A 22,209-nucleotide genomic window follows, 5' to 3' on the forward strand; every position below is an offset into this window, starting at 1 on the left:
GAATGGCGCAGGGACTATAACGAGGATAGGCCGCACAGTTCACTCGGAAACCTTTCTCCGAATGAATTCGCAAGGCTTCAACAGGAGAAAATGGCTGCATTAGTCTAATTACGAATGGCATTATAGATGGGGGCAGGTCCGCCCCCACCAGGGCCAGTAGACAAACCTCCTCCAGGTCCAGTTGAAAGCCCACCCCCTGGGCCTGTAGAGAGACCGCCTCCAGGACCAGTGGATAACCCCCCACCAGGGCCAGTAGACATACCACCTCCTGGACCCGTTGAAGCTCCTCCGCCAGGGCCTGTAGACAGTCCGCCTCTTGGACCTGTTGAAAAGCCGCCTAAGGGGCCCGTATATTCGTTTCTAGGCCAACCCTTGTTTTCTTTTGACATAAATTTAGACTTATTTTTTAGAATTTTCTCATTCTAACACAATAACGTCCTTTTCTGGGAAAAGTCCTTCTGAAACAATTTGTCGATAAACAGCATCAGGGTCAACGGCATACATTACGACTGCAAGGTCTTTTGTTGCACGAGAACAAATAACATAAAATAATCGCCTTGTTCGGTCTATTACTGTTTCTCTCCCGTTAGCTAGATTATCCCTATCCCTATCAGAAAGAGGATCGATACCAAAAAATTTATTATAAGAAAACATAATATGTGGTCCTTCTTCATCATCTAAGACGGCGAGCACTCGAGCAAATTCTGCTCCCTTAATACCTTGCTGTGTCGCAAATGGTGATTCGTTAACAATATAGGATTTGTATGCAACGAGTTGAGAAGCTGGGCATCTGAAAAACGCCATCATCGCATCAGATGATCTAAACATTTCATCACTAAGACTTTCTTTGCTTGCCAGAACACCTGACTCATAAGCATTCAAAAAATCATTAAGGCGATCTTCGAAGAGAAATATTTGACTCTCTCTCGTATGTAAAAGCACCTCAATTACAGTATAATCAACAGAATCTATAAGCTCAACAAGCTTAGTGACAGCATTACTGAGTTCTGTCAAAATTTTGCCGACTTTTATTTTTTTGATGTTTTCTTCTGAAAGGAGGGGTGAATTTTTCCTGAGAAAAGTAATTATCTCAAATTCTTTCATTTTTTTTGCTAATTCGTACAAGGGTAAAATGTAAGAAAGGACCGGGGCGAGTGCCCAACTGCTTCCATCGCTGAACCCTGTTTTAAGTGCTGATGGTGCGTCATTATCATTAAAAGCGGCATAAAGCTCAGCAAAGCCCAAGCGGGAAGCAGCTACCCTATGAAGAGTAACTAAAATTTTTACATCGGCATCCTTCTCATCAGAAAGCCAGAGTGGATCCTTGTTCGATTCAGCCAGCCATTTCTTAACACCATGCAGGCGCTCACTCCTTTGTTCATCAGCAGGAATTATAAAAATCCTTGCTGTTCCATCTATCCCGGCCTTGCCAGAAACCTGAACCAAGGCATCGCCACCTGCTCGTATATTGTTAATTACAGAAAGGACGCTATCAGGGCATCGAAAGTTCTCCGGTTTTTCAATTCTTATCCACCCTTCTTCAAGAGGTGTATCGCCAATGCCGTTTGAATAAATTTTCTGCATTGGATCCCCGAAAAATCCTATGCAAATTTTTCCTCTTCCTTGTCGTTCAATTGCTTTCATGGCCTGAACCACTACTTCTGTTGTATCTTGACTTTCATCAATAAAAATATATGGATATTTATCGATAATAATCGACCGCAATAAAGGACGGCTGATAATAAGTGCTGGGACCATCTTAATAATATCGTCATGCCCTAAAATGCCTCTATCATAACTGCTTCCAGTGCCATAAGTAAACCGAGATACCGACGCAAGGTTCTCTATAATCTCAACATAGTCAGCAATTTCTTCTTTAAGTTTTTCAATTGTTGCAGGTCTTGTGCGTGGTTTTTCTATACGCTCTTTGGCCTCGGCAATCTTTTCATTAATTCTCTCCAACACCCATTTCTTAATGTCAGACTGGAATGGACGTATTACCGTCCATAAAAAACTATGTATGGTTGAAACGTGAAAAAGCTGATTTTGTCCTACATCATTCCAAATCTCCTGTTGGGCAATTTCTGTATATGTAATACAAACAACCTTTTGCTTTCTCCTGTTTAGTTTAGCGCCATACTTTTTGCCAACATGATCCAATGCTTTGATTAAAGAAGTTGTCTTTCCTGATCCCGCTCCGGCGACCATAACAAAACTAACCGGTCTATCAGCATCGAGGCATTCTCTTAGAGCGATGTCAGCTTGCGTATCAGGTTGTGTTATACGAATAGTCATAAGCTATTTTTCAGCCTCCATTGGAGACGCCTCATCAACCTTGGTCGTTATCTCCTCTACTGGGGAAACAAGCTGCTCCTCAAGCCACTTCAAGCTCTCACTAATATAGCTTGGAACCTGCCATTCGCTCGGCTTTTTTTCAAGAACCGCCAAAGCGAAGTCTGTCTTATTAAAGCTTGAGCTTTTAACTTTGGAGAATATTTTTTTGCTCATTTCTAACAGATTTTTCTCTGCACTTTTTGTGACAAATAATTTGACACTCTTATTTGCTGGATTTTGGCACCAGGCCAAATTTTCATAAGCAAAATCCTCCTCAAATGTCCTACCTGCAATTCCCATTGAATCCATACCCCAAGTCACAACACGTGGCTTCTGGTAAGCGACTCTTATATGTGAAGGAGAATTTGCATCAGGTTTACGTGTTTTCTGCTCATCGGTAGCAGATATAAGATCGGAGATATTTTCCATCCCGGGCAGCCATTGTTTCAAGGTCTGATTTGACGTAACAGCTCCAGCTGTTGAGACGAGACAAGCTTTCAGTGCGGCGCTGTCTTCTTCCTCCTCATTGTCGTCATCAGGTGAAGCCCCGCTCTCAGCATCGACGCCAATACTATCCAGGTCAGTTATAATTAAAGATACGATTCCAAGATATTCAATCAACTTTTTAAATCGATGGCCGAATGCTCCTCCGATTTCCAAAATACAAATTGAGCTAGACTTCAACTTCTGAGCAGCTTTTTCTATCATAATGGGCATTAATAATCGCTCGACATTTCCCTCAACTAATATTGCAGCATCAGCGAAGAAAAGATCGCAGTGTGAAAGCCTCATATAACGCTCTAGGAAATCTCGGTCGGGCTCACCCATTTCTTCGTAAAGCTTAGAAAGGTTCAAAACTTCGGAAACTTGAAAATCATCTGTGTGCAATTTTCGGAAATAGCGAATTGGCTTAAATCCTCGTTCAAACAAAATGTGGGGAGAATGAGTTGTTAGCACAAGCTGACTAGTAAAATAGTCAGCCTGCTCTTTCTCAATTTTTAAGATATCAAGTATCTTACGAGTAAATACTTGCTGTAGCTGAGTATGCAAGTGTGCTTCCGGTTCTTCAATGAATACCAGATGAAGGGGTGGCTGGTCGTCAGCTTCTGGGTCTAGCCACTGAGCATGAATATCCAGGAGCTCGATAACCATATATATTAAGTTTTTAAAACCTAACCCATTGTATCTGTCGGGAAGAATGTGGGATTCGCCTGTGCCGCCAATCTTTCTTTCTAAAGCATAGTGCACAGTTGCACCATCGTGACTTGTCATTATTGCAGAAGGATTAAGTGCAGAGCGGATCATAAGTCGCGGATTGCCCAATCCTGGATATCCAATATCACTCAGCCTACCGAGAGTAGGCCCAAAGACAGTCGCAAAATGCGAATCAAGCCCTGCTTTTGCTTTTGCGAGTGCCTCCTGTACTTCGGGATCGTCTTCTCTTTTCTTTAAATTTCTACTATAGAAGCGAGATAGACATCGTGAAAGATTCTCTGAGCGAGCAGCAGAATTGTCAGAAAGGTGCCGCTGGGCATCAAGGCAATCTACCCTAAGGAGATTTTTAATTATTTGCGGACCCGTTCTGCCTTTTTCAGAGGTTAGAAGTAATGGTTCATACTCTGATTTTTGCGCAAAACTATCATTGAAAAAGTTTCTATCGAGGACGTAGTATTTAAAATTAAACTCCCTACCAATATTTTCCCTTAAATAATCAACCAAGCTGTTCGGTAAATAATCATATTGGTCCTTTTCGTCTTTTGTCTTGGGCTTTTTTTCTCTTGCATCGAGATAACGTTGAATCATTGCATTCGGATCAGAAGGACCAAAGGAGATGCGAATACCAACATGAGTACCCGCCCACTCTAAACTCGGCAGCAAATCAACAACCCTGCCAAGGTCATTTTCTTGGACACTAAACCACAGATCAACGGTAATGCAAGGAAGCTGATCGGCGGTTGCGTCAGAGCTGCCTGCTTCTATCTGCGCTCCAATTTCGTTGATCTTGTCCAAGCAGTTTGCACTAAAATCATATACTGTCAACTTTTCCTTTGCTCCTTGGATAAAAAGCTGCAAAAGATGGGTTGCTGACGTCTTTCCGCTATTATTGGCGCCAACGAAAATCGAAATATCTTTCTCAAGAGTAATAAGAACATCTTTCAGGCGGCGAAAGTTTTTAATTTTATATGCGTCTAAATACATAAATTAACCTCCTCTGATGAAACGAAGACATCCGGTAAAATAGCATTTTTGTTTTGATACTGCCAGGATTCTAATATATTTTTTAATATTTTTTTAAAAAATTAAAATGACATGAAATCTCAGACAAAGACTGGTTTTTTATGCAATTCGAACACAGATAGTAGATGTTACCCATAGAGAGATGTTATAGAGGCGAAATTAGGCAAATTCGTGAATGAGGTCCTGCGGATAAAGTGGCGGAATTCCTCGAAGTGGCTAAAAGCTTTTATGCTACTTATTCGAGAGTTGAGCTCCTTATCTTGATTTATTTTAACTTATATATTCAAATTTGAAAATGTGCAATGCTCCTCAGATTCATTTTGATAAAATTTTAAGGCTGGTTCTAATATCTGCTTCTCCATCGACTTCTAAGATAACCTTAGCGTCAGGCTGCAGCGCACATAATCTGCTCAAAATACCAATTTCGGGACATCCTTCCTCCAAAGGCCAGTGGTCGGTTATGCCTATATCTTTAGGACCATTGTTCCTATGGAGGTGGATGAACTGGATTTTTTTGACTAGATCAGATGAGAGACGGTTTATCAATTCCAAACAGTCTATTCCGGCGGCTTCGAAATGACCTATGTCAAAAGTAATCGAGTTGGCAAAGGATTCCCAAAACCATAAAGCATCTGGTGAATATGCTGCGTTTTCAACGGATACTGGGCAGATCGCCTCAAGCTCAGTTAAGGCTGACCGATAGGCTTCAGCCCAAGCCCCTCGTAGCCGCCCACCCCAAGCTAATGTCTCATCATGAACAATCAAGCCAAGATCACTAATGGAAGCGTACTTCTTGAGGTGGCGAAGAAAATATTCCCTGACCTCAGGCCTGGTCTCGGAAAGGTAGAGTCGGCTGGGATGGATTACAAAACGCCTTTTTTGATTTTTTAGTTTCTTGGCAAGATAGGCGACCCTTTCAAAATCCCCATCACTGCCGTGCCAAACAGATATCTGGACCAGATCCAAATCGAATTTGTGCAAATATTGATCATCCGAGATGCGAAAACCCAGGTTCATTGCTTCCCCATTAGCTTGCTACAATCAAAATTGCGAAATTCTCTTAAAAGTACTGTTGCGTATGGCTCAATGAGAAAACTTTTTTCTTCTATAGATTTTAGCAAAAAATCTTTTATTGTTTTGTCTTTTATGTGTTCCAGTGCTTGTCTGAGATGTTCTGGCGCGAACTCGCTCTTGGGGAATAATGAAATACATTTGGCAAGCAGTTTAGGGTCGGCGCACTGCAAAAGGAAGCATATACGCCAGAAAGGCTTGCGATATATTTGCGTAAGTAAGTTTAACATGTGCCAGAGGACTGTTTCATTCTTCTGGTAACTCCTCCACCACCGTTCATACTCATAATGTCTAAAAATCGCACTAACAGTAAGATAGGCAATGCTTTCATCATTTAAATTGGTGAGATTTATTCTTCTCTCGATTTCAATCAGATCCTCTTTTGAGAGCGCTTTTTGCCCAAGATAATTAGAAGCCTTCCATTCTTCTAAATTTTTCTGAAAAAGGCCTATTATGTCTGATTGCGTTGCTTCCTCCTCTGTAGGAGCCTGCTTTGGCGGCACAATGGAAACGAAGTAGTTCGATTCCTCACCCCCACTTCTTGTAGTTGATTTTATAACCAGACATTTAGGGTTCAAGTTTGTTTTGTTTTCATCTTGAAGGTAAATCATTTCCTTGAGTTTCTGCCTTATCGTGCCCTTATGAGACTTAAAGTCCTTGATTAAATCATCATCAGGCTCCCGATCTCTATATCTACTAATCAGTTCACTCCTTAACACAGCAGGCCTATTCTTAGGGAGGCTTAGATTAACATTCTTATTTGTGAGTTTCTCAGCATGCTCTCGGTAAATTGAGCAAATAGCCCGGAACAGCTCTAGAGATTCTTCTCCCTTAAATTTCAGCTCAAAATTTTTGCAAACCTCATCGATGTCCTTAAAAGTTATTTTCTTTTCAGGATCCGGAATATCTGATTTTGATGGTTTCCTTTTTTTCTTCACTTTTTTATCCCTGAGCGAATTTGTCTACCAATTCATGTATAGGAAAAAAACAAATAAAAACAAATAAAAAGAGCTTATTCGTAGTTATTGGTAAGCATTGGTAAGACAAATTGACAATAAAATCAAATGTTTGTAAAAAGGACTATGCGATGCTGCATAGTCCTATAAGATTCCTATTCGTAAAGCTCTAAAAAAGAAAGGGGCGTGTTCTGCTCATATTCGCCAAGTCTGTTAAGGATGGTCTTTAGAAGATACCGTATGTCCTCGTGGAGTTTTTTCTGATCGAGGTTTTTGTCAGTAGCCCTGGTTCTTTGGAGGAACCCGGTCAGCAGACGCCTTAAATCCTCCAGCAACTGATCGGAACCTATGCCTAAATCTTCTAACCAGCGGTTAGTAGTTCGATAGAGGTCCTCATAATTGGCAGCTTCTCTTTTGAGCTTCATGTTTGCGGCTTTAAGCCTTTTGTTCTCTGTTTCGAGTTTTTGAATGATCGAATTGAGCTCTGTAATTTGCACCTGCATTTAGGGCCTCCTGTGATTTGAGATTATCGTTAGGCACAGGAGGATTGCTCACCCCCTGGCTCACAAATGCGCTCCAGGGAGTGAAAACATTATAAAGGAAAAAATTAAAAATCGTCAAGAGTGGCACGAATTGAGGTCAATATGTCTGTTCGACAAAATGATGACAATTCGAAGCAAGCTTCAGGCCGGTTTAGCAGGGAAGAGTTGCTCCTACGGTTCATAACCCTCACTCCTGAGGAGCGATTAAAAGAATTTCGCCCTGTTAGCGAGGTTGCCGAGTTACTGAATCTGCATGCACGGACAATTAGAGATTGGATTCTCTATGACAAGATAATTGCAATAAAGCTCGGAGAGAAAAAACAGTATATATACGTGCCTTCATTAAATGAATTTCTTGTTCAGATGCAAGATGTGTGATCGGAATAATAGGAATCTAGAGCAAAAAAAAGAGTGATAGGAGAATCTGGAAGTCCCGGAAACACAGGAATGCGGTTTTCTCTCAGCTCTGTATACTGATTGCCAATGCAGAGTTTATTGTGGCTTAAAACAGAGCATAGGAGGAATTATGGAGCGGAGTTCGGATCAAGATTTGAAGGAGCCGAAAACGGCTAGGGGTCCACAGCCTCAAATCCAAAAAGTTTCTCAAGCGGTGCTTCAGCATCTTTTTGAATCGACTGGCAATCTCACTGGGTACTGAGGAGGCAGCGCATGGGTATCTTTAGGAAAGCCAAAATTTACAGTGAAGCCTACTTTGCCGAGCGGAGCGGCATACCTCTTCCGGAGTTTCTGAAGGCAAAGGCACGGGCGCTGGTGAAGCACGCTCCTCAAGGCGAGCCGCCCTATTATATTTCGGTCCAGCCGGATGGGAGCCTACTGAGGGCTGAAGTTCAAGATGAGAATAGGGACCTGCTCGATGAATTGGCGCTTCGGGCTGAGATGGGCGACAAGTATGCTGACACTCTCCAGAGGAAAGCCCAAGGAGTCATAGAGAGAATCTCGACTTGCGAGTTGGATATAAGGGCAACATCCGAAGCAATAGAAGATGAAAAGGATAGGCGCAATCTCCAGGTCAAGAATACCTATGAAATAGGTTTGAAGCGGACAGAGGCACTAGGCAGCCTCGTGCTATTCACGATTCTCGCGCTTGGTGAGATAGGTGCCGTCTTTACCCTTTTCGCAGATTTCTTTGGCCTTGATCCGACACGGCTGTCCAGAGCCTTTTTAAAAGAGCCCACGTCCTTCCTAGTGGCCCTTTTACCGTCATTTGGGCTTTTCATAGCGTCATTAATGATCGCGGAATTGGTTCTGGCAGGCAAGAGACGTAATTCCTGTATATTCGCGCTCGGTGTCTTAGCCATTGCCATAGGGTGGATGAGAGGTAAGCAGATATTCGCCATGCAGGATGAAATAGCAATAGGGGTATTACTGATGCCATTCCTCTTTAGCTTTACAGCCTTTTCCTTCCCGCTTGCGGCTGCCTTCTTCATAAATAAATGGAGGGCGGCGTCAATTGCGATTGCGAAAGACAGCGCAAAGATCAGGGGTGTTGACGCACAAGAAAAGACATATGAAGAAAGGCTAAGGAAAAGAGTGCAGCATCTGGCGAACTCAGAAAGGGAATTTGATCGTTTGATTGACGAATATGTGAGCCATTACCAGAAAGACCAAAGGAATAAAGAAAGGCAAAAAGCTGAGTGGGAGAAATATGCTCGTTTCACTGAAAACTATCTTGCCGAGTTGCATATAGCATATCGATTCTGGAGCGGCTGGCGAAGGTCGAAAATAAATCAGGGACAGAGCCCAGGGTCGAAGTATCTTCCGGCTGTTTTGATTTTCATTTCCCTGGTAGGCATTACTCCACCAGCTCAAGCTTCTGAAGGTTTCAATCTGATCGCCATATGCGACCGAAGCAGTTCGGCAGGAGAGTACGCCTGCTCGAAAAGCAATTTGGAAAAAGCCGGAAGGCTTTGGGTTGAACAGGCGGGAGATGCCGGAGGCGGTTCTTTCGAGCTCGTCATAATAGATACCGGTTTTGATTCGGCAGAATTAGCCTTGTCAGAAAAGTATCCTGAACGGTTTCCAGGGCCGGTGACGCTCAATAAGAGAAAATGGGTAGATCAGTTTATGGACAAGCTGGATAAAAAGGCAGAAGGCTTACCCAAAAACAAAGGATCTGCGATTGCCGAAGCTCTCTATAGGGCTTCTTTACGGCTCCCTCAAAGCGGCACAATACGGGTCTACGTACTTTCGGACATGCGCCAGGTAAGTGGAGCCTTCAATTTCGAGAAAAGGGTGCCGGGCAAGGCGGAGTTTGTAAGGTGGCTCGATTCGAAATCCATAAAGCCCAAGTTTCCGCCTGAAACCAGTCTTATGGCCTGCGGTGTTCATCCCTATACGCCGGACAATACGTCAAGGATGACGACTGAGAGCTACGGAAAGCTGGTAGACCTTTGGACTGAAGTGTTCAGCAAGTGGGGCGTAAAAGCAGAAATATCAGAAGTGTGTAGCTTCAACTAAGAAGGAGGACAATATGGGAAAGACACTTTTCATCGGTGGTGCAAACCGTGGGGGCAGCGCAGTTTCGGAAGCGGTCCTGGCAGGAAGCTTTCTGGATGCGAGTAACCAGGTACTTATTGCTGATCCAAAAGAGGAACGGGCGGAAAGATTGGCCCTAGCCTGGAGCAATAAAGGAATTTCTGCTACCGGCTTGAAGGAGCCGTGTGAAACGGCTATCGAGAAAATCAGGCCGGATAGGGCGGTACTCTCTATAGACACGCTTAAGCCGATGGCGCAGATTCTCAATGATGACAGCGTGCCTACCCAATGGCAGCTTCTGGCACGCGGGCCAGGCTCCAACGGGGCTGTTATAGGGTTAAGCGGTACTGTCACTAAAGGGGATGAGAACGGCAGGCGCTCCTCTGCCCAGCTCATTGAAGCGCTTGCCGATTTTATAAAACCTCAAAGCTCCAGGGCGATTAGGGACAATCTCCTTAATGCCGACGCGCTCCATATTGCACGAAAGAAAGTATCCGTGCACAGCGCCAGAAGGCTTGCGGTTCTGGACCGCGAGCCTCAAGACATAAAAGGAGGGACTCTGAATCTGCACTGGAGTGAAGTAGCCTATCCGCTCGCTGTCCAGGAGAAGCAAGGGAAAAAATGGAGCGAAACAAGGGATCAGGTTCTGGATGCCGGTGGCAAGGCAGGCAAGACCTTTGCCGTTGCCCTGATCGAAAATAACAATGTCGAATTCTTCGTTGTCGAGGATGTCAGGGGCAAGCGGCTGATCAGGTTCCATTTGGCGCTTTCAGCGTCGAAGGCCGCACAAAATAAGAATCCGGGGTTCGGTTCAATTCTTGGCGCAGCTGCGGTAATCGGTGTGGCAGCCCTGGCAGCGCCTTTAGTGACCGATTAGGGCAAAGGAGCCACTTGCTTACCCTGGTAATAGCCCTAATTGTGATCTACGCCATGAAAAGATGGCTCCCGAACGTCTACAAGCTCCTTAAGGGGCTTGTAATCCGGTTCCTGAAGGGGTTTGCAGGCTGGCTTTGGGGGCAGGCTGAGAGAAAAGGCGGAGCAACTATCAGGCAAACGAGGATGAGATGGAGGCAGTGAATGGGCATAAGGCTAAAGCGCCGGTTGATAGCTACCGCCTACCATTGCTCGGTTATTACCGTGTGCTATGCAGGGGCAAGGGCAGGCATTGCCTTTGGAAGCGAACTTGTCTTCCAGACCGCCATAGGCCTTTTCATTATACATACCCTCACGTTCAAGGCGGTCCCGGTATCCAGGTGGCTTCAGGAATGGCTTATCCCTGAAGCTGCCTGCTTTGCCTGCGGCTCGACGGTTGATCTCGTCAACAGATATAGGTGCGGCTGCGGATTCATATCATTCAAGGATAGACATGCCTTCAGCTCATGCCCTAATTGCGGCAAGGGATTCCTCTGGGTGGTCTGCCCGGCATGCGAAACCTCGATACCGATTTGAAAAATGAGAGTATTGGAAGAGAAAAGAAGATTAGTTTTAGAGGAGATGGGGAGAGGCCAGGGCTCGCCTGCCGTACTGTCCTATCCTGTCGAGTTGGAGCCTCCTTTCAAGCCATTTACCCATAAGTTGGAGAAGCGTTCATTTCTCCAAAATTTCTTTGATCGAAAGAGTGAGAGCCGAAGCGTTCAGGTCAAAATCAATTCCTTCAATCCCGGATTTATCCGGATACTTCCTGCAAGGGATGAAAAATGCGCGCTGGAGAATGCAGAGCAGTTTCTGACCTCATTTCCGGGCGGCTCCCCGGTATTTCTGGAGATTGCTTGCACGGGAAAGCAAATCGGATTCCAGCTTACGGTCGATAAGGCGCAAACGGAAAACATAGCCGCCCAAATAAGAGCCCACTTCCCCGGAGCCGACGCTATGGTCGAGGAAAAAGATTTGCTTGAAGAGGCAAAATACCAAAACCTTATTGCGCGCGCCTACAGGCTCAGGGCTTCGTACTTCTTCCCCTTGGTCCAGGCTACAGGATTTGACCCATACAGGGCGCTTTTCGGCGTCTTTGATAATATCGGCTCCGGCGTGGCCGCCTTCCAGGTGGCCTTTATACCAGTCAGAAATAACTGGAAAGAGAATCTCTATCTTGCATCCAGAAGCCAGTACGATCCTGGCCAGTCGCCGTTTGCCGACCTTCCGCATCTTCCCAAGCTCGTGGACAAGAAAATATCAAAGCCCCTCTTTGCCGTTTCAATCAGAACGCTTGCTACAGACGGTTCAGTCCTTGAGGCAATGGAGGGCTTTTTCAATCAATTCAGTACGGCTGAGAACGGAATAGAGCGTGTAAGGGGTGCATATCCCTCTGAAAGCATCCTAAGCCGGAACTCTTTCGTGTACGGGGCCATATTGAATTCTGAAGAGCTGGCCTCCCTGGTCCACCTTCCTTCTCAGGAGCTGGTTTCTGCCACACACAATATAAGGACTGCCAGAGCCGCCTATCCTGTGCCTGAGGAGTTTACCAGCGGCGGCCCTGTGCTCGGCATTAACCTGTACAGGGGAATTAAAAAGCAGGTCTGCCATTCGCGAAACTTGCCAAACCAGCACTGCTACCAAGCTGGCAAAAGTGGCTATGGGAAGTCGAATTTGATACTTCAGACCGTTATCCAAAGGATTGAAGCCGGAGACGGAGTTGCCGTAATCGACCCCCACGGCTCGCTTGTAAGGCAAGGCATACTGCCGAGGATTCCGGCTGAAAGAAAGGACGATACGATTTACTTCAGCGCCGGTGACTTCGGCTTTCCCATGGCAATCAATCCCCTTGCCCACAGCGGAAGCAAGCTGGAGAAGGAGCATATAAGGACCGACCTCCTTAACTTCTTCGAGGACCTCTTTGAGGCACCGCTGGGCGTCAATGTCCAGCATACGCTAAATTTTCTGCTGGTCACGCTCCTCTCGCGCCAGGACTCGACCTTGCTCGATATGGAGCGGCTCATGATTGACAAGGACTTCAGGAAGGAATTCCTGGAAGGAGTTGAGGATGAGCGGGTTCTGGCCTTCTGGGAGCTGGAGTTTCCTTCCCTTGATCGGCGCGGGATCGCCACGGCCATAACCAATAAGCTGAGTCCCCTGATTCTTCCGGACTCGACCATTGGCCCCATGCTTTCAAACCGGGAGAACAAGATAGATTTCCTTGAGATCATGGATAAGAGCAAAATCTTTCTCTGCAATCTGTCGCATGGAGATATAGGTAAGAGGAATAGTCAGTTGCTTGGTAAGCTCCTTGTCTCAAAAATCCAGATTGCAGCCATGAGGAGGGAGGGCGCTTGTCCTGACTTTTATCTATTCATAGACGAGTTCCAGCACATGGCCTGTTCGAGCATGGCGGATATCCTGTCGGGGGCGAGAAAGTTTGGGCTGCATCTCTGCCTGGCAAACCAGATGATCGGGGATATTCCGGACTATATCCTTCGCCATGTGTTCAATGCCTCGACCATGATTTTCTTTGCAAGCGATTCGCCCAATGATCAGCTCCTTATGGAAAAGAACCTTTCCAGGAAGTTCAAGGCTGAGGAGATCGGCCAGCTCAGGCGTGGCGAGACCCTGGTCAAAATGGTTAGCAGCGCCTTCAACATGGTGACTGAAAAGGCTCCGGAGCCGCCAAGCGTAAATTATGCGGACGAGATCATAGCCCGTTCACGGGCAAGGTATACGGCATCGGATAAGGGACAGCCGGTCGGACTGGATAAGCTAGTCCAAAAGGCCTCAATGCCCAAAGAAAAGATTCCGCTGATATCTGTCCAGGAGAAGGCCTTTTTGGAGTCCGCCTACAATCATCCCCTGTTTTCGGTTACTTCAACTTACAAAAAGCAGGGATTGAGCGCCTACATGGGCGACAAGATCAAGAGCGCTCTCAAGGGAAAAGGGCTTGTCCGTGAGATTACAACGCACCTCGGCCAGGGCTCCCGTATTGCCAAATTCCTTCTCCTTACGCCCTCGGGCTTCAATGCCATAGGAATAGAGCCCGGCAAGGAGGGCAAGGGAGGGGTTCAGCATCGATACTGGCAGTCGGTAATAAAGTCCTATGCCGAAGGTAAGGGATACCAGGCTGCAATTGAGGAGCCGACCCTAGAGGGCAAGGAAACGGTAGACCTCGGCCTTGAACGGGACGGAATACGGATAGCGGTCGAGGTCTCGATAACTACGGGCATTGAGCATGAGGCTGGCAATACGGCAAAGTGCCTTAATGCTGGATACGCCAAGGTTGTCACCCTGTTTCTCGAAGAAGCCAAACTGGAAGAATTCCGGAACCATATCGGAAAGGTCCTTTCAGAGGAAAACAGGCAAAGAGTCCTTTCAGGACTTGTCTATGATTTCTGCCGATTCTTGTGATTTATCAATATGTTCTGGGGATTCTGCCGTAAATAAATGTCCATATTAGAAGTCAGAAAGCAAACGCCATGCGCCTTGTTACCATAAAAGACCTGTCCGTATTCCTTAAGGTAAAGGAGTCTACCTTGTATTCCTGGGTTCATGAAGGGACTATTCCCTTCTACAAACTCAACGGGCTTCTCCGCTTCAATATGGACGAGATTTTAGACTGGGTAAATAGCTCCAAGGCAATACAGGTTCAGGAGCGCCTTTCAATAAAAAGGCCTGAAAACCGGGACATAAACAGCCTCATAAAAAAGACTATTGAGGGGGTAAAAGGCAAGGGGTATAATCCTTCCAAACGGGAAACCAGCCTGAATCAAGGCCTCAGGAAGGAGGTTTCTGATGAGTCTTTTTAGACGAGGCCAGGTCTGGTGGATAAATCTGAAGTACAATGGCAAACGGGTCAGGCAATCAACCGACGTTAAGGACAGGAAGCTTGCCGAGAAGATCCATGCCAAGGTGCTGACCCAACTGGTCGAAGGCAAATGGTTTGACAAGCAATTGGGTGAGGACAAGACCTTGAGCGAGCTGCTCGACAAGTACATAGCCGAGCACTCTACTCCCAACAAGTCGGACAGGTCGATACGGCAGGACAAGGGGTACAAAAAGGACATGATCGAGTTTTTCGGCGATGTACCTTTGACTCAGATCACCCCTGGACGCATATCGGCCTACAAAGCTCACTTGAGGGCAAAGGGGCTGGCCGCAGCCACGATAAACTCGCAGCGCGGCGTCCTGTGCCATGCCTTCAAGAAGGCTATCCGCGAATGGGAATGGGTCAAGGAAAACCCTGTCGAGAAGGTATCAAGGGAAAAGGTCAGGAACGAACGCGACAGGTGGCTGACTCTGGAAGAGGAAAAGAGGCTCATTGACGTTTGCGTGATTTATGCAACCGGCAAGGAGAACGTCCAGATTCCGCATTACTGGCTTCAGGAGATCGTGATCTTTGACCTGAATACCGGGATGAGGATGGACGAGCTGCTTTCCCTGGAGTGGCCGCATGTCGATCTCTTCAGAAGGACGGCAACTGTCGTCCGGTCTAAAAACGGCGAGAAGAGGACCATACCCTTGAACCGGAGGGCCTTTGAGCTCTTAAAGGAGAAGGCGAAGGTGCGGCACATAAAGAGCAACTATGTGTTCGCGAGTGAAGCCGGAACCAAGATCATAGACCGGAACCTGAGGCGGGGTTTCTACGACGCCCTGGACCGGGCCAAGATCGAGGACTTCAGGTTTCACGACCTACGCCATACCTTTGCGACAAGGCTCGCTCAGGCGGGTATCGACCTCTATAAGATAGCGAAGCTTCTGGGGCATAAGACCATAGCCATGACCCAGCGGTATTCGCATCATTATCCTGAAAGTTTGAGGGATGGAGTGGAGGTTTTGGACCGCGCGGTCACAATTTGGTCACAGTCCAATGAAAAAGGGGCAGCCCAAAATCGGCTAACCCCTTGATTTTCTTGGCTCCCAGGGAGGGATTCGAACCCCCGACCCGGTGGTTAACAGCCACCTGCTCTGCCGGCTGAGCTACCTGGGAATAGGTTTTCAGAAAAAGACCCCCGTTCCCCGGGGGATATAAGCTACTAATATTAATATGTCTCTTACTGTCCGTCAAGAGTGTTTTTACGTGTTGCCCTCCTATAACCCCGTCAAACAGAGGAGCGGGATGCCTGGCAATAACGATATTAGGCTAAACCGTACGGACCCGGCTTGCTGTTCAGCATGCATGAGGCCGGGGCAGCGCGTTCCTGCTCCGGCACCAAGTAGCCTTTGAAGATAACTCGGGAAAATTCTACACCACATTGCTGCTTCACTTCCTCTATCCCCCTTCATTAACTGAAGTGAAGCGGATACCCTCTCTTTGAATTGGCCCCTGCTGTCAGGAAATGCTATAAAGAAAAAAAGCATTAGCCTTATCCACCCATGCGAAAAAGACAGACTCAAAAAGCATACACCCGCCCGCGGGTGCTCCTTTTTAACAAGCCCTTCCGCGTACTCTGCCAGTTTACTGATAGCGAAGGGCGAAGGTCCCTTGCGGATTTCATCCCCGTCCCCGGCGTGTATGCTGCCGGCAGGCTCGATTACGACAGCGAAGGCCTTGTTGCGCTAACGAACAATGGACCTATTCAGGCCCTTATAGCCGGGCCGGAAAACAAGACACCAAAGACCTATTTCGTCCAGGTGGAGGGCGTACCCTCTGAAGAGGTCCTTCATAAGCTCCGATCCGGCGTACTCTTGAATGACGGCATGACCCTCCCGGCAGAAGTTGAGCTCCTTAAAGAGCCCCCGGCCGTTTGGGAGAGGGTCCCGCCCGTCCGGTTCAGGAAGACAGTCCCCGATACATGGCTGAGAATGACGATAACTGAGGGGAGGAACCGGCAGGTCCGCCGCATGGCCGCGAGCGTGGGCCATCCCGTACTCCGCCTAATCAGGACCGGCATCGGGCAGTGGGAGCTCGGAAATCTTAAGCCAGGTGAGTGGAAAGAAGTGACCCTGCCGGAATGCCGGGGCAATACAAAAAAGTATGCGGGAAAGAAGAGCCGCGACCGAAAGACCCCTCGAAAGATCCGGTAGCATTGCCGCCTATATTGAAACAGGCTACTTCGTCAAACCATCCACCCCGCTCTCAATCTTGCCGGCTCCAATTAATACTGCTGGCGCGAATACTCCAACCGAAAACTTTTAATCAACAAATCGGGTATCTTTGCATCGGCCCTTTCATATGTTAAAATAGCCGTACACAGAAAACCCGGAGGCGTCCATGAAGGAGACCAAGATAGTACTCCCTGAAAAGGATATACCTCAAAAATGGTATAACATAATGGCGGACATGCCTAACCTCCCGGCCCCGCCGCTTCATCCCGCCACTCTTGAGCCCTGCGGCCCTGACGACCTCAAGGCAATATTCCCCATGTCGCTTATAGAGCAGGAGGTCACTACCGAACGGTGGATCGAGATACCTGAAGAGGTGCGCGATATCTACCGCCTCTGGAGGCCGAGCCCGCTATACAGGGCTAGCCGCCTGGAAGCTCTGCTTAAAACCCCGGCGCGCATCTATTACAAATATGAGGGAGTAAGCCCGGCCGGGAGCCACAAGCCCAATACATCTATTCCCCAGGCCTATTATAATAAGAAGGCGGGCATAAAGAGGATAGCGACCGAGACCGGAGCCGGCCAGTGGGGTTCCGCGCTCGCCCTTGCCGGCCGCATGTTCGGATTAGAGATAACCGTCTACATGGTAAAGGTGAGCTATCACCAGAAGCCATATAGGAGGGTGGCCATGGAGACCTGGGGCGCCGAGGTCCTCGCAAGCCCCACAGAGAGGACCCAATCGGGCCGGAAGGTACTTGAGGCCGACCCGGAAAGCCCCGGAAGCCTCGGCATAGCCATCTCCGAAGCGGTCGAAGACGCGGCCGGGAGGAGCGATACCAACTATGCGCTCGGCTCGGTCTTGAACCACGTCTGCCTCCACCAGACCGTAATAGGACAGGAGGCTAGGAGGCAGCTTGAGATCGCGGGCGACTACCCCGACGTGATCATCGGCTGCAGCGGCGGCGGAAGCAACATCGCGGGCCTCTCTTTTCCGTTCCTCCTCGATAAGATAAACGGCAGGGACCTCCGCGTCATAGCCGTAGAGCCTTCGTCCTGCCCCACGCTTACAAAAGGCGAGTACCGCTACGACTTTGGCGACCTCGCCGGCCTTACCCCGTACCTCATGATGTACACCCTTGGCCACGACTTTGTGCCTCCCGGCATACACGCAGGAGGGCTCCGCTATCACGGCGAAGCGCCGCTCGTAAGTAGGCTTTTCCATGATGGGCTCATCGAGGCGGCGGCATGGCCCCAGTCCGAGGTCTTTGAAGCGGCCCTTCTGTTTGCCCGGACAGAGGCCATAATCCCCGCGCCGGAAAGCGCACACGCGATAAAATCCGCCATAACCGAAGCGGTAAGGGCCAGGGAAGAGGGGAAAGAGAAGGTAATCCTCTTCGGCCTATCGGGCCACGGAAATTTTGACATGCAGGCCTATGCCGACTACCTGGCGGGTAAGCTTACGGATTACGAGTACCCCGGGGAAAAGATACGGGAGGCCCTCTCCAAGCTTCCGGTCATAAGCCGCTGAGCAAGGCATTAACACTGAGGGGAATCGGATGTCCCTGAAACTATGGACTATGGCAGCGAAGATCGCCGGGCTCATCCTTACATCGAGAACGGTCATGGACGCGTCCCGCACCGTATTCGGCTCCCTGAAAAGGGAGTACAGGGACGTGGAGGACGAGAGGCTCCGCGAATACCTTATTAACCTTGAGCAGAGGCTCAAGTCAGCCGAAAGAGAGCTCGAATCGACGAGGAAAATCATAAAAAGGCTCACCGTCGCGGTTTACGGCCTTTCGGCACTTGCGCTCGCAGCCCTCGCCATCGCCCTTATCAGGCCGGCTTAGCTTACAACATAGCTCTTCTGGCCGTAAAGAGAGCCTTAAAATAATAACCTCGCTGTTGTTCCTGTGGAGATATCATGGGCGAAGGGGAAAAGGGCCTTGTAAGTGAGATCCGGAAGCTCAGTGAGCAATTAAAAGAGTTTTTGAGGGCTGAGGGCGAAAGGCTCAATCTCGAAGCGCTCCTTTGCTCGCGCACGACCGAGCTCATAAAGGCCAATGAGATGCTTCTTGCGGAAATAAACGCTCGGGAAAAAGCGGAGCAGGCCCTAGGCGAGTATCAATATGTATACCGCAAGCTGCTGGATTCAATAAGCGATGCCGTATTCGTAGCTGACGCCGGGAGCGGACTCATAATTCAGGCAAACAGTGCCGCGGGCGCGCTAATCGGAAGGCCCGTGGACGAAATAGCGGGCATGCACCAGACCGAGCTCCATCCTGTTGAAGATACCGAATACTACGGCATGCTTTTCAGGAAGGCCGTGAAAGACAGGGCGGTGCGGAAAATGGAGATAATGATGCGCCATTCCAGCGGAAACGCGGTCAAGGCGGAGGCAAACGCCTTTACCTCGGTCATGGGCGGCAGGAATGTGATCTGGGGGGTATTCCGGGAGACCTCGGGCAGCGGGTTGCCCGAAAGCGAGCGGGCCAGGATAAACCTCCTCATCGACGAGCTCTCCCGCAGATTGTCAACCCCCTCCAGAAGCAGCCTTGATTTGCAGTAAGAACTTTAGTATGCTCATCCTGTACGGCCCCTCTCACCTTTTGAGTCCGAATCCCATCAGGCACCCTCGTCAAATCCATCCCGATATGGTCCAGGGCCGCTATCTTACAAGCGGGAAGGCCAGAATTGCACAAGGTGCTCGTAATAGACGACGAGGAGAACATAAGGCTCGTCCTCTCGGAGCTCCTCTCCATGAGGGGGTTCTCCGTTTCCCAGGCATCTGACGGGCCCTCGGGGATAAGGGAATTCGGCAGGTTCAGGCCGCATGCCGTTCTCCTCGACCACAGGATGCCCGGCATGGGCGGCTTTGAAACGCTAAGGGCCCTGAAGGAGATAGACCCGGCGGTCCCGGTCATTTTTCTCACCGCATACGCTGACATACAGGCGGCTGTGGAGGCCATAAAGAACGGGGCCCATGATTTCGTGACCAAGCCCGCGGACATGGAATCGCTGGCGGTGCTTATCAGGAAAGCGATCGAAAAGCTCGAGCTCGAACGCGAGGTGGTGAGGCTTAAGACCGCAGTCGACGCCTCTCTCGAAGCGGCGCTCGGCAGGGGCGAGGCCATAAGGCGCGTAATAAGCCAGCTCGTAAGGGTTGCCGCAAGCGATTTTGCGATCATCATACAGGGCGAGACAGGCACGGGCAAATCCATGATAGCCGGTCTCGTCCACCGAATGAGCCGGAGGAAAGAAGGGCCGTTCGTAAGGGTCGACATGGGGGCCATCCCCGAGCCGCTCATCGAAAGCGAGCTCTTCGGCTTTGAGAAGGGCGCCTTCACCGGCGCGGACAGGGCACGTGGCGGATATTTCGAGGCCGCCTCCGGCGGCACGCTTTTTATAGACGAGCTCGAGAACACCTCTGCCGCGCTCCAATCGAAGCTCCTCGGGGCCGTAGAGTCAAAGCAGGTCTGCCGTGTGGGCTCAAGCAAGCCTCTCCCGGTCGATGTGCGGATACTCGCGGCCTCGAACAAGGACCTGAGAGCCCTTGTGAAAGAGGGCAGCTTCCGGGAAGACCTCTATTTCAGGCTGAACGAATTTACGGTTACGCTTCCGCCTCTACGAGAGCGGGCGGACGACATTTCCTTTTTAGCCGGCAGGTTCCTTGCGGACGCGTGCGAGGAGCTTAAGAGGCCGCCCCTTTCGGTATCCGGTCCCGCAATGGAGGCGCTCCTCAGCCATCCCTGGTCGGGCAATATAAGGGAGCTTAAGAACGTTATGCGCCGCGCCGCTCTTTTGGCGGGAGGCGGCGAGGTCCACCCAACGCACCTCGGCTTCGCGGCCGGGGAGAACTATGACCGTCTGGCCGGGGAAGTCCTCCCGTTGAAGGAGGTCTCGTCCCATGCGGCGCGGGAGGCGGAAAGGGCCGCGATAAGGGAGGCGCTCAAGCTATCCTCCGGCAATAAGGCCAGGACCGCTTCCATCCTGAAGATAGATTACAAGACCCTCCTTACCAAGATAAGGGCGTACGACCTCGGTTGATATGGAATCAGTTCCATGATTATGGAATGGATTCCATATAAGCCTCTCCTCCGTTTCGTATCAGACCTCCTAAATAACAGCAATTCCTTTCAATTCAGGCTGGCACTCCTCTTGCTATTACCTCCGGGTAGAAGCTAGGGCGGTTTCCATTTCCGGCTTTTCAAGAAAGAGGAGGTCTTTATGCTGATATATCGGATAATCCTGGCGGCGCTTCTGGCGGCATTGCTTGCGTCAGGGGGCGCCCGCGCAGCAGGGAGCGGCCTTGATGAGCTTTCGGCCCTGTCTGGGGAATACATCGACGGAAGCCTTACGGGCATCCAGGTCTATAACCACATACGTGCGCTCTGTAAAGATGAGGGCGGAAAGCCTTTGGCGGTCGTCTCTAAGAGATTCGGAAGGACCGTAAGGCTAATCGAAGTCACTCCCGATGAGGCCGCAGAACATATCGCATCATCGGGAAAAGGCAAGTACCCCTGGTATTTCGCATGCGAGGGAGACCCGAGGTTCATAATCGAAAAGGACTATCAATACAGCCCTGGCGAGCCTCAAAAATTCCGCTTGAGCCGGGGCCGCGGGCTTGATTGGCTGGACTATGTCAAAGCAGAAGAACAGGAAAAGATAGCAAGGTTTGAGGCCATGTCCGTCAGGGCGGGAAAAACGGAGGTTCAGGAAGACAAAGGGCTGCTTGAAGAGATAGCCCTCCAGGCCTCGTCATTGCAGATGGATTTTGTGAGGGCCGGAAACGACGCGAGGTACGAGGCAAAGTACAGCAGCATGGAAAAGGGATGCAGCCGCGTGTCCGTCAAGTACACGGCATACCATCAGTCGGGAGAGAAGTTTTTCGATTACAGGGTATGCGGCCAGGATGTGGCGCTTATCAAGGAAAGCGTTCCGGCAGGGCCGAGGGGGCCGGTCGCGCTCATCGCAAGGGGAGAGAGGCCTTAGCAGGGTGTTGAAAGGCACCCCGCTACGCGATCCATGTACGGATTGCCAAATTGCGAGAACTTGAAAAGTCCCAGGAAAGGCTTTTTCAATATCCTGCTCGTTGATAAAGGAAAGACATTACCTGCCGTGGCACTTCTTGAACTTCGCGCCGCTTCCGCACCAGCAGGGGTCGTTCCGGCCGGGTTGTGCGGGCCTCTCCTCAGGCAAAAGGTCAGGCGCGCTTGCCTCGCACCACGACCGGACGGCCTCGACCACCTTTTCCGCCGCTTCCTCGGCATTTTCCGCGCCTTCGCTGAAGCTCCTCTTCGAGATGCCCTTCTCCCTTTCTATGGCCGCATGGACCGCCGTTCCATCGCCTTTGGCAGCGCCGGCCTCGTGTATTATCCTGCAAAAGCCCTTTTCCCCTGGGCCTGCATCAGGAGAGCCGAGCTCGCCGCAATGCGGGGGCCTTATCTCGCGCCCGATAATGGATGGATGGATGGAGCAGGACTTGTCCTCCGCTAATAGAGAGCACCTGAAGGCGAACATGGCAATGAGATTCATAGTGAGCGCCTGCCCGGACCGCCGTATGTCCTTTACTACTACATTATACCTCTCGGGCTGGCCGAATAGTCTCC

The 22,209-nt window shown here is 49.4% G+C and carries 19 protein-coding genes, 1 tRNA gene and 1 pseudogene; 14 read left to right on the forward strand and 7 right to left on the reverse strand.

Features of this window, described 5'->3' with window-relative positions:
* Window positions 1–108: integrase core domain-containing protein (locus K8I01_12665; GenBank protein ID MBZ0221270.1), on the forward strand; the 108-nt coding region annotated here is incomplete at its 5' end.
* Between the two features lie 309 nt (window positions 109–417).
* Here the strand turns inward: K8I01_12665 and K8I01_12670 are convergent.
* The 5 genes from K8I01_12670 to K8I01_12690 form a co-directional block, all read right to left on the reverse strand.
* On the reverse strand, window positions 418–2,295 hold the full coding sequence (locus tag K8I01_12670; GenBank protein MBZ0221271.1) for an AAA family ATPase: 1,878 nt from the start codon (window positions 2,293–2,295) through the stop codon (window positions 418–420).
* Window positions 2,296–2,298: 3 nt separating this feature from the next.
* Window positions 2,299–4,533: an ATP-dependent endonuclease gene (locus K8I01_12675; GenBank protein MBZ0221272.1), complete on the reverse strand. Its 2,235-nt coding sequence runs from the start codon at window positions 4,531–4,533 to the stop codon at window positions 2,299–2,301.
* A 354-nt stretch (window positions 4,534–4,887) separates the two neighbouring features.
* Window positions 4,888–5,553, reverse strand: a complete 666-nt coding sequence (locus tag K8I01_12680; protein MBZ0221273.1) for a hypothetical protein — start codon at window positions 5,551–5,553, stop codon at window positions 4,888–4,890.
* A gap of 32 nt (window positions 5,554–5,585) precedes the next feature.
* Window positions 5,586–6,581 carry a hypothetical protein gene (locus K8I01_12685; protein MBZ0221274.1) on the reverse strand — a complete coding sequence of 332 codons (996 nt, stop codon included), beginning with the start codon at window positions 6,579–6,581 and terminating at the stop codon, window positions 5,586–5,588.
* A gap of 173 nt (window positions 6,582–6,754) precedes the next feature.
* Window positions 6,755–7,102, reverse strand: coding sequence for a hypothetical protein (locus K8I01_12690; GenBank protein ID MBZ0221275.1), 348 nt, complete (start codon window positions 7,100–7,102; stop codon window positions 6,755–6,757).
* Between the two features lie 708 nt (window positions 7,103–7,810).
* Here K8I01_12690 and K8I01_12695 point away from each other — a divergent pair.
* The 7 genes from K8I01_12695 (at window position 7,811) to K8I01_12725 (ending at window position 15,466) form a co-directional block, all read left to right on the forward strand.
* Window positions 7,811–9,619 (forward strand): hypothetical protein, encoded by a 1,809-nt coding sequence (locus K8I01_12695; protein MBZ0221276.1) that lies wholly within the window; start codon window positions 7,811–7,813, stop codon window positions 9,617–9,619.
* A 13-nt stretch (window positions 9,620–9,632) separates the two neighbouring features.
* Window positions 9,633–10,514 (forward strand): hypothetical protein, encoded by an 882-nt coding sequence (locus K8I01_12700; GenBank protein MBZ0221277.1) that lies wholly within the window; start codon window positions 9,633–9,635, stop codon window positions 10,512–10,514.
* A gap of 14 nt (window positions 10,515–10,528) precedes the next feature.
* Window positions 10,529–10,714 (forward strand): hypothetical protein, encoded by a 186-nt coding sequence (locus tag K8I01_12705; GenBank protein ID MBZ0221278.1) that lies wholly within the window; start codon window positions 10,529–10,531, stop codon window positions 10,712–10,714.
* Window positions 10,715–11,086, forward strand: coding sequence for a hypothetical protein (locus K8I01_12710; GenBank protein MBZ0221279.1), 372 nt, complete (start codon window positions 10,715–10,717; stop codon window positions 11,084–11,086).
* A 12-nt stretch (window positions 11,087–11,098) separates the two neighbouring features.
* Window positions 11,099–13,969: a hypothetical protein gene (locus tag K8I01_12715; protein MBZ0221280.1), complete on the forward strand. Its 2,871-nt coding sequence runs from the start codon at window positions 11,099–11,101 to the stop codon at window positions 13,967–13,969.
* 68 nt (window positions 13,970–14,037) lie between these two features.
* On the forward strand, window positions 14,038–14,367 hold the full coding sequence (locus K8I01_12720) for a helix-turn-helix domain-containing protein (GenBank protein MBZ0221281.1): 330 nt from the start codon (window positions 14,038–14,040) through the stop codon (window positions 14,365–14,367).
* Complete coding sequence (locus tag K8I01_12725) at window positions 14,354–15,466, forward strand: tyrosine-type recombinase/integrase (GenBank protein ID MBZ0221282.1); 1,113 nt, start codon at window positions 14,354–14,356, stop codon at window positions 15,464–15,466. Before K8I01_12720 ends, K8I01_12725 begins: the two co-directional genes overlap by 14 nt.
* Window positions 15,467–15,472: 6 nt before the next feature.
* On the opposite strand, the gene K8I01_12730 is transcribed toward K8I01_12725, so the two are convergent.
* A tRNA-Asn gene (locus K8I01_12730) sits at window positions 15,473–15,548 on the reverse strand.
* Between the two features lie 386 nt (window positions 15,549–15,934).
* Between K8I01_12730 and K8I01_12735 the strand changes: the two genes are divergently transcribed.
* From K8I01_12735 to K8I01_12760, 6 genes are all read left to right on the forward strand, one after another.
* On the forward strand, window positions 15,935–16,585 hold the full coding sequence (locus tag K8I01_12735) for a pseudouridine synthase (protein ID MBZ0221283.1): 651 nt from the start codon (window positions 15,935–15,937) through the stop codon (window positions 16,583–16,585).
* Window positions 16,586–16,772: 187 nt separating this feature from the next.
* On the forward strand, window positions 16,773–18,131 hold the full coding sequence (locus tag K8I01_12740) for a TrpB-like pyridoxal phosphate-dependent enzyme (protein ID MBZ0221284.1): 1,359 nt from the start codon (window positions 16,773–16,775) through the stop codon (window positions 18,129–18,131).
* Window positions 18,132–18,159: 28 nt separating this feature from the next.
* Window positions 18,160–18,450, forward strand: a complete 291-nt coding sequence (locus K8I01_12745; protein ID MBZ0221285.1) for a hypothetical protein — start codon at window positions 18,160–18,162, stop codon at window positions 18,448–18,450.
* 74 nt (window positions 18,451–18,524) lie between these two features.
* Window positions 18,525–19,169: a PAS domain-containing protein gene (locus tag K8I01_12750; protein MBZ0221286.1), complete on the forward strand. Its 645-nt coding sequence runs from the start codon at window positions 18,525–18,527 to the stop codon at window positions 19,167–19,169.
* A 125-nt stretch (window positions 19,170–19,294) separates the two neighbouring features.
* Entirely contained in the window at window positions 19,295–20,647 is a 1,353-nt protein-coding gene (locus tag K8I01_12755; GenBank protein MBZ0221287.1) for a sigma-54 dependent transcriptional regulator, read from the forward strand.
* 180 nt (window positions 20,648–20,827) lie between these two features.
* Window positions 20,828–21,592, forward strand: coding sequence for a hypothetical protein (locus K8I01_12760; GenBank protein MBZ0221288.1), 765 nt, complete (start codon window positions 20,828–20,830; stop codon window positions 21,590–21,592).
* A gap of 117 nt (window positions 21,593–21,709) precedes the next feature.
* Here the strand turns inward: K8I01_12760 and K8I01_12765 are convergent.
* A pseudogene (locus tag K8I01_12765) lies at window positions 21,710–21,787 on the reverse strand (SEC-C domain-containing protein).
* Window positions 21,788–22,209 lie beyond the last annotated feature (422 nt).

The organism is Deltaproteobacteria bacterium (genome assembly GCA_019912665.1).
Taxonomy (GTDB): Bacteria; Desulfobacterota; GWC2-55-46; order GWC2-55-46; family GWC2-55-46; genus UBA5799.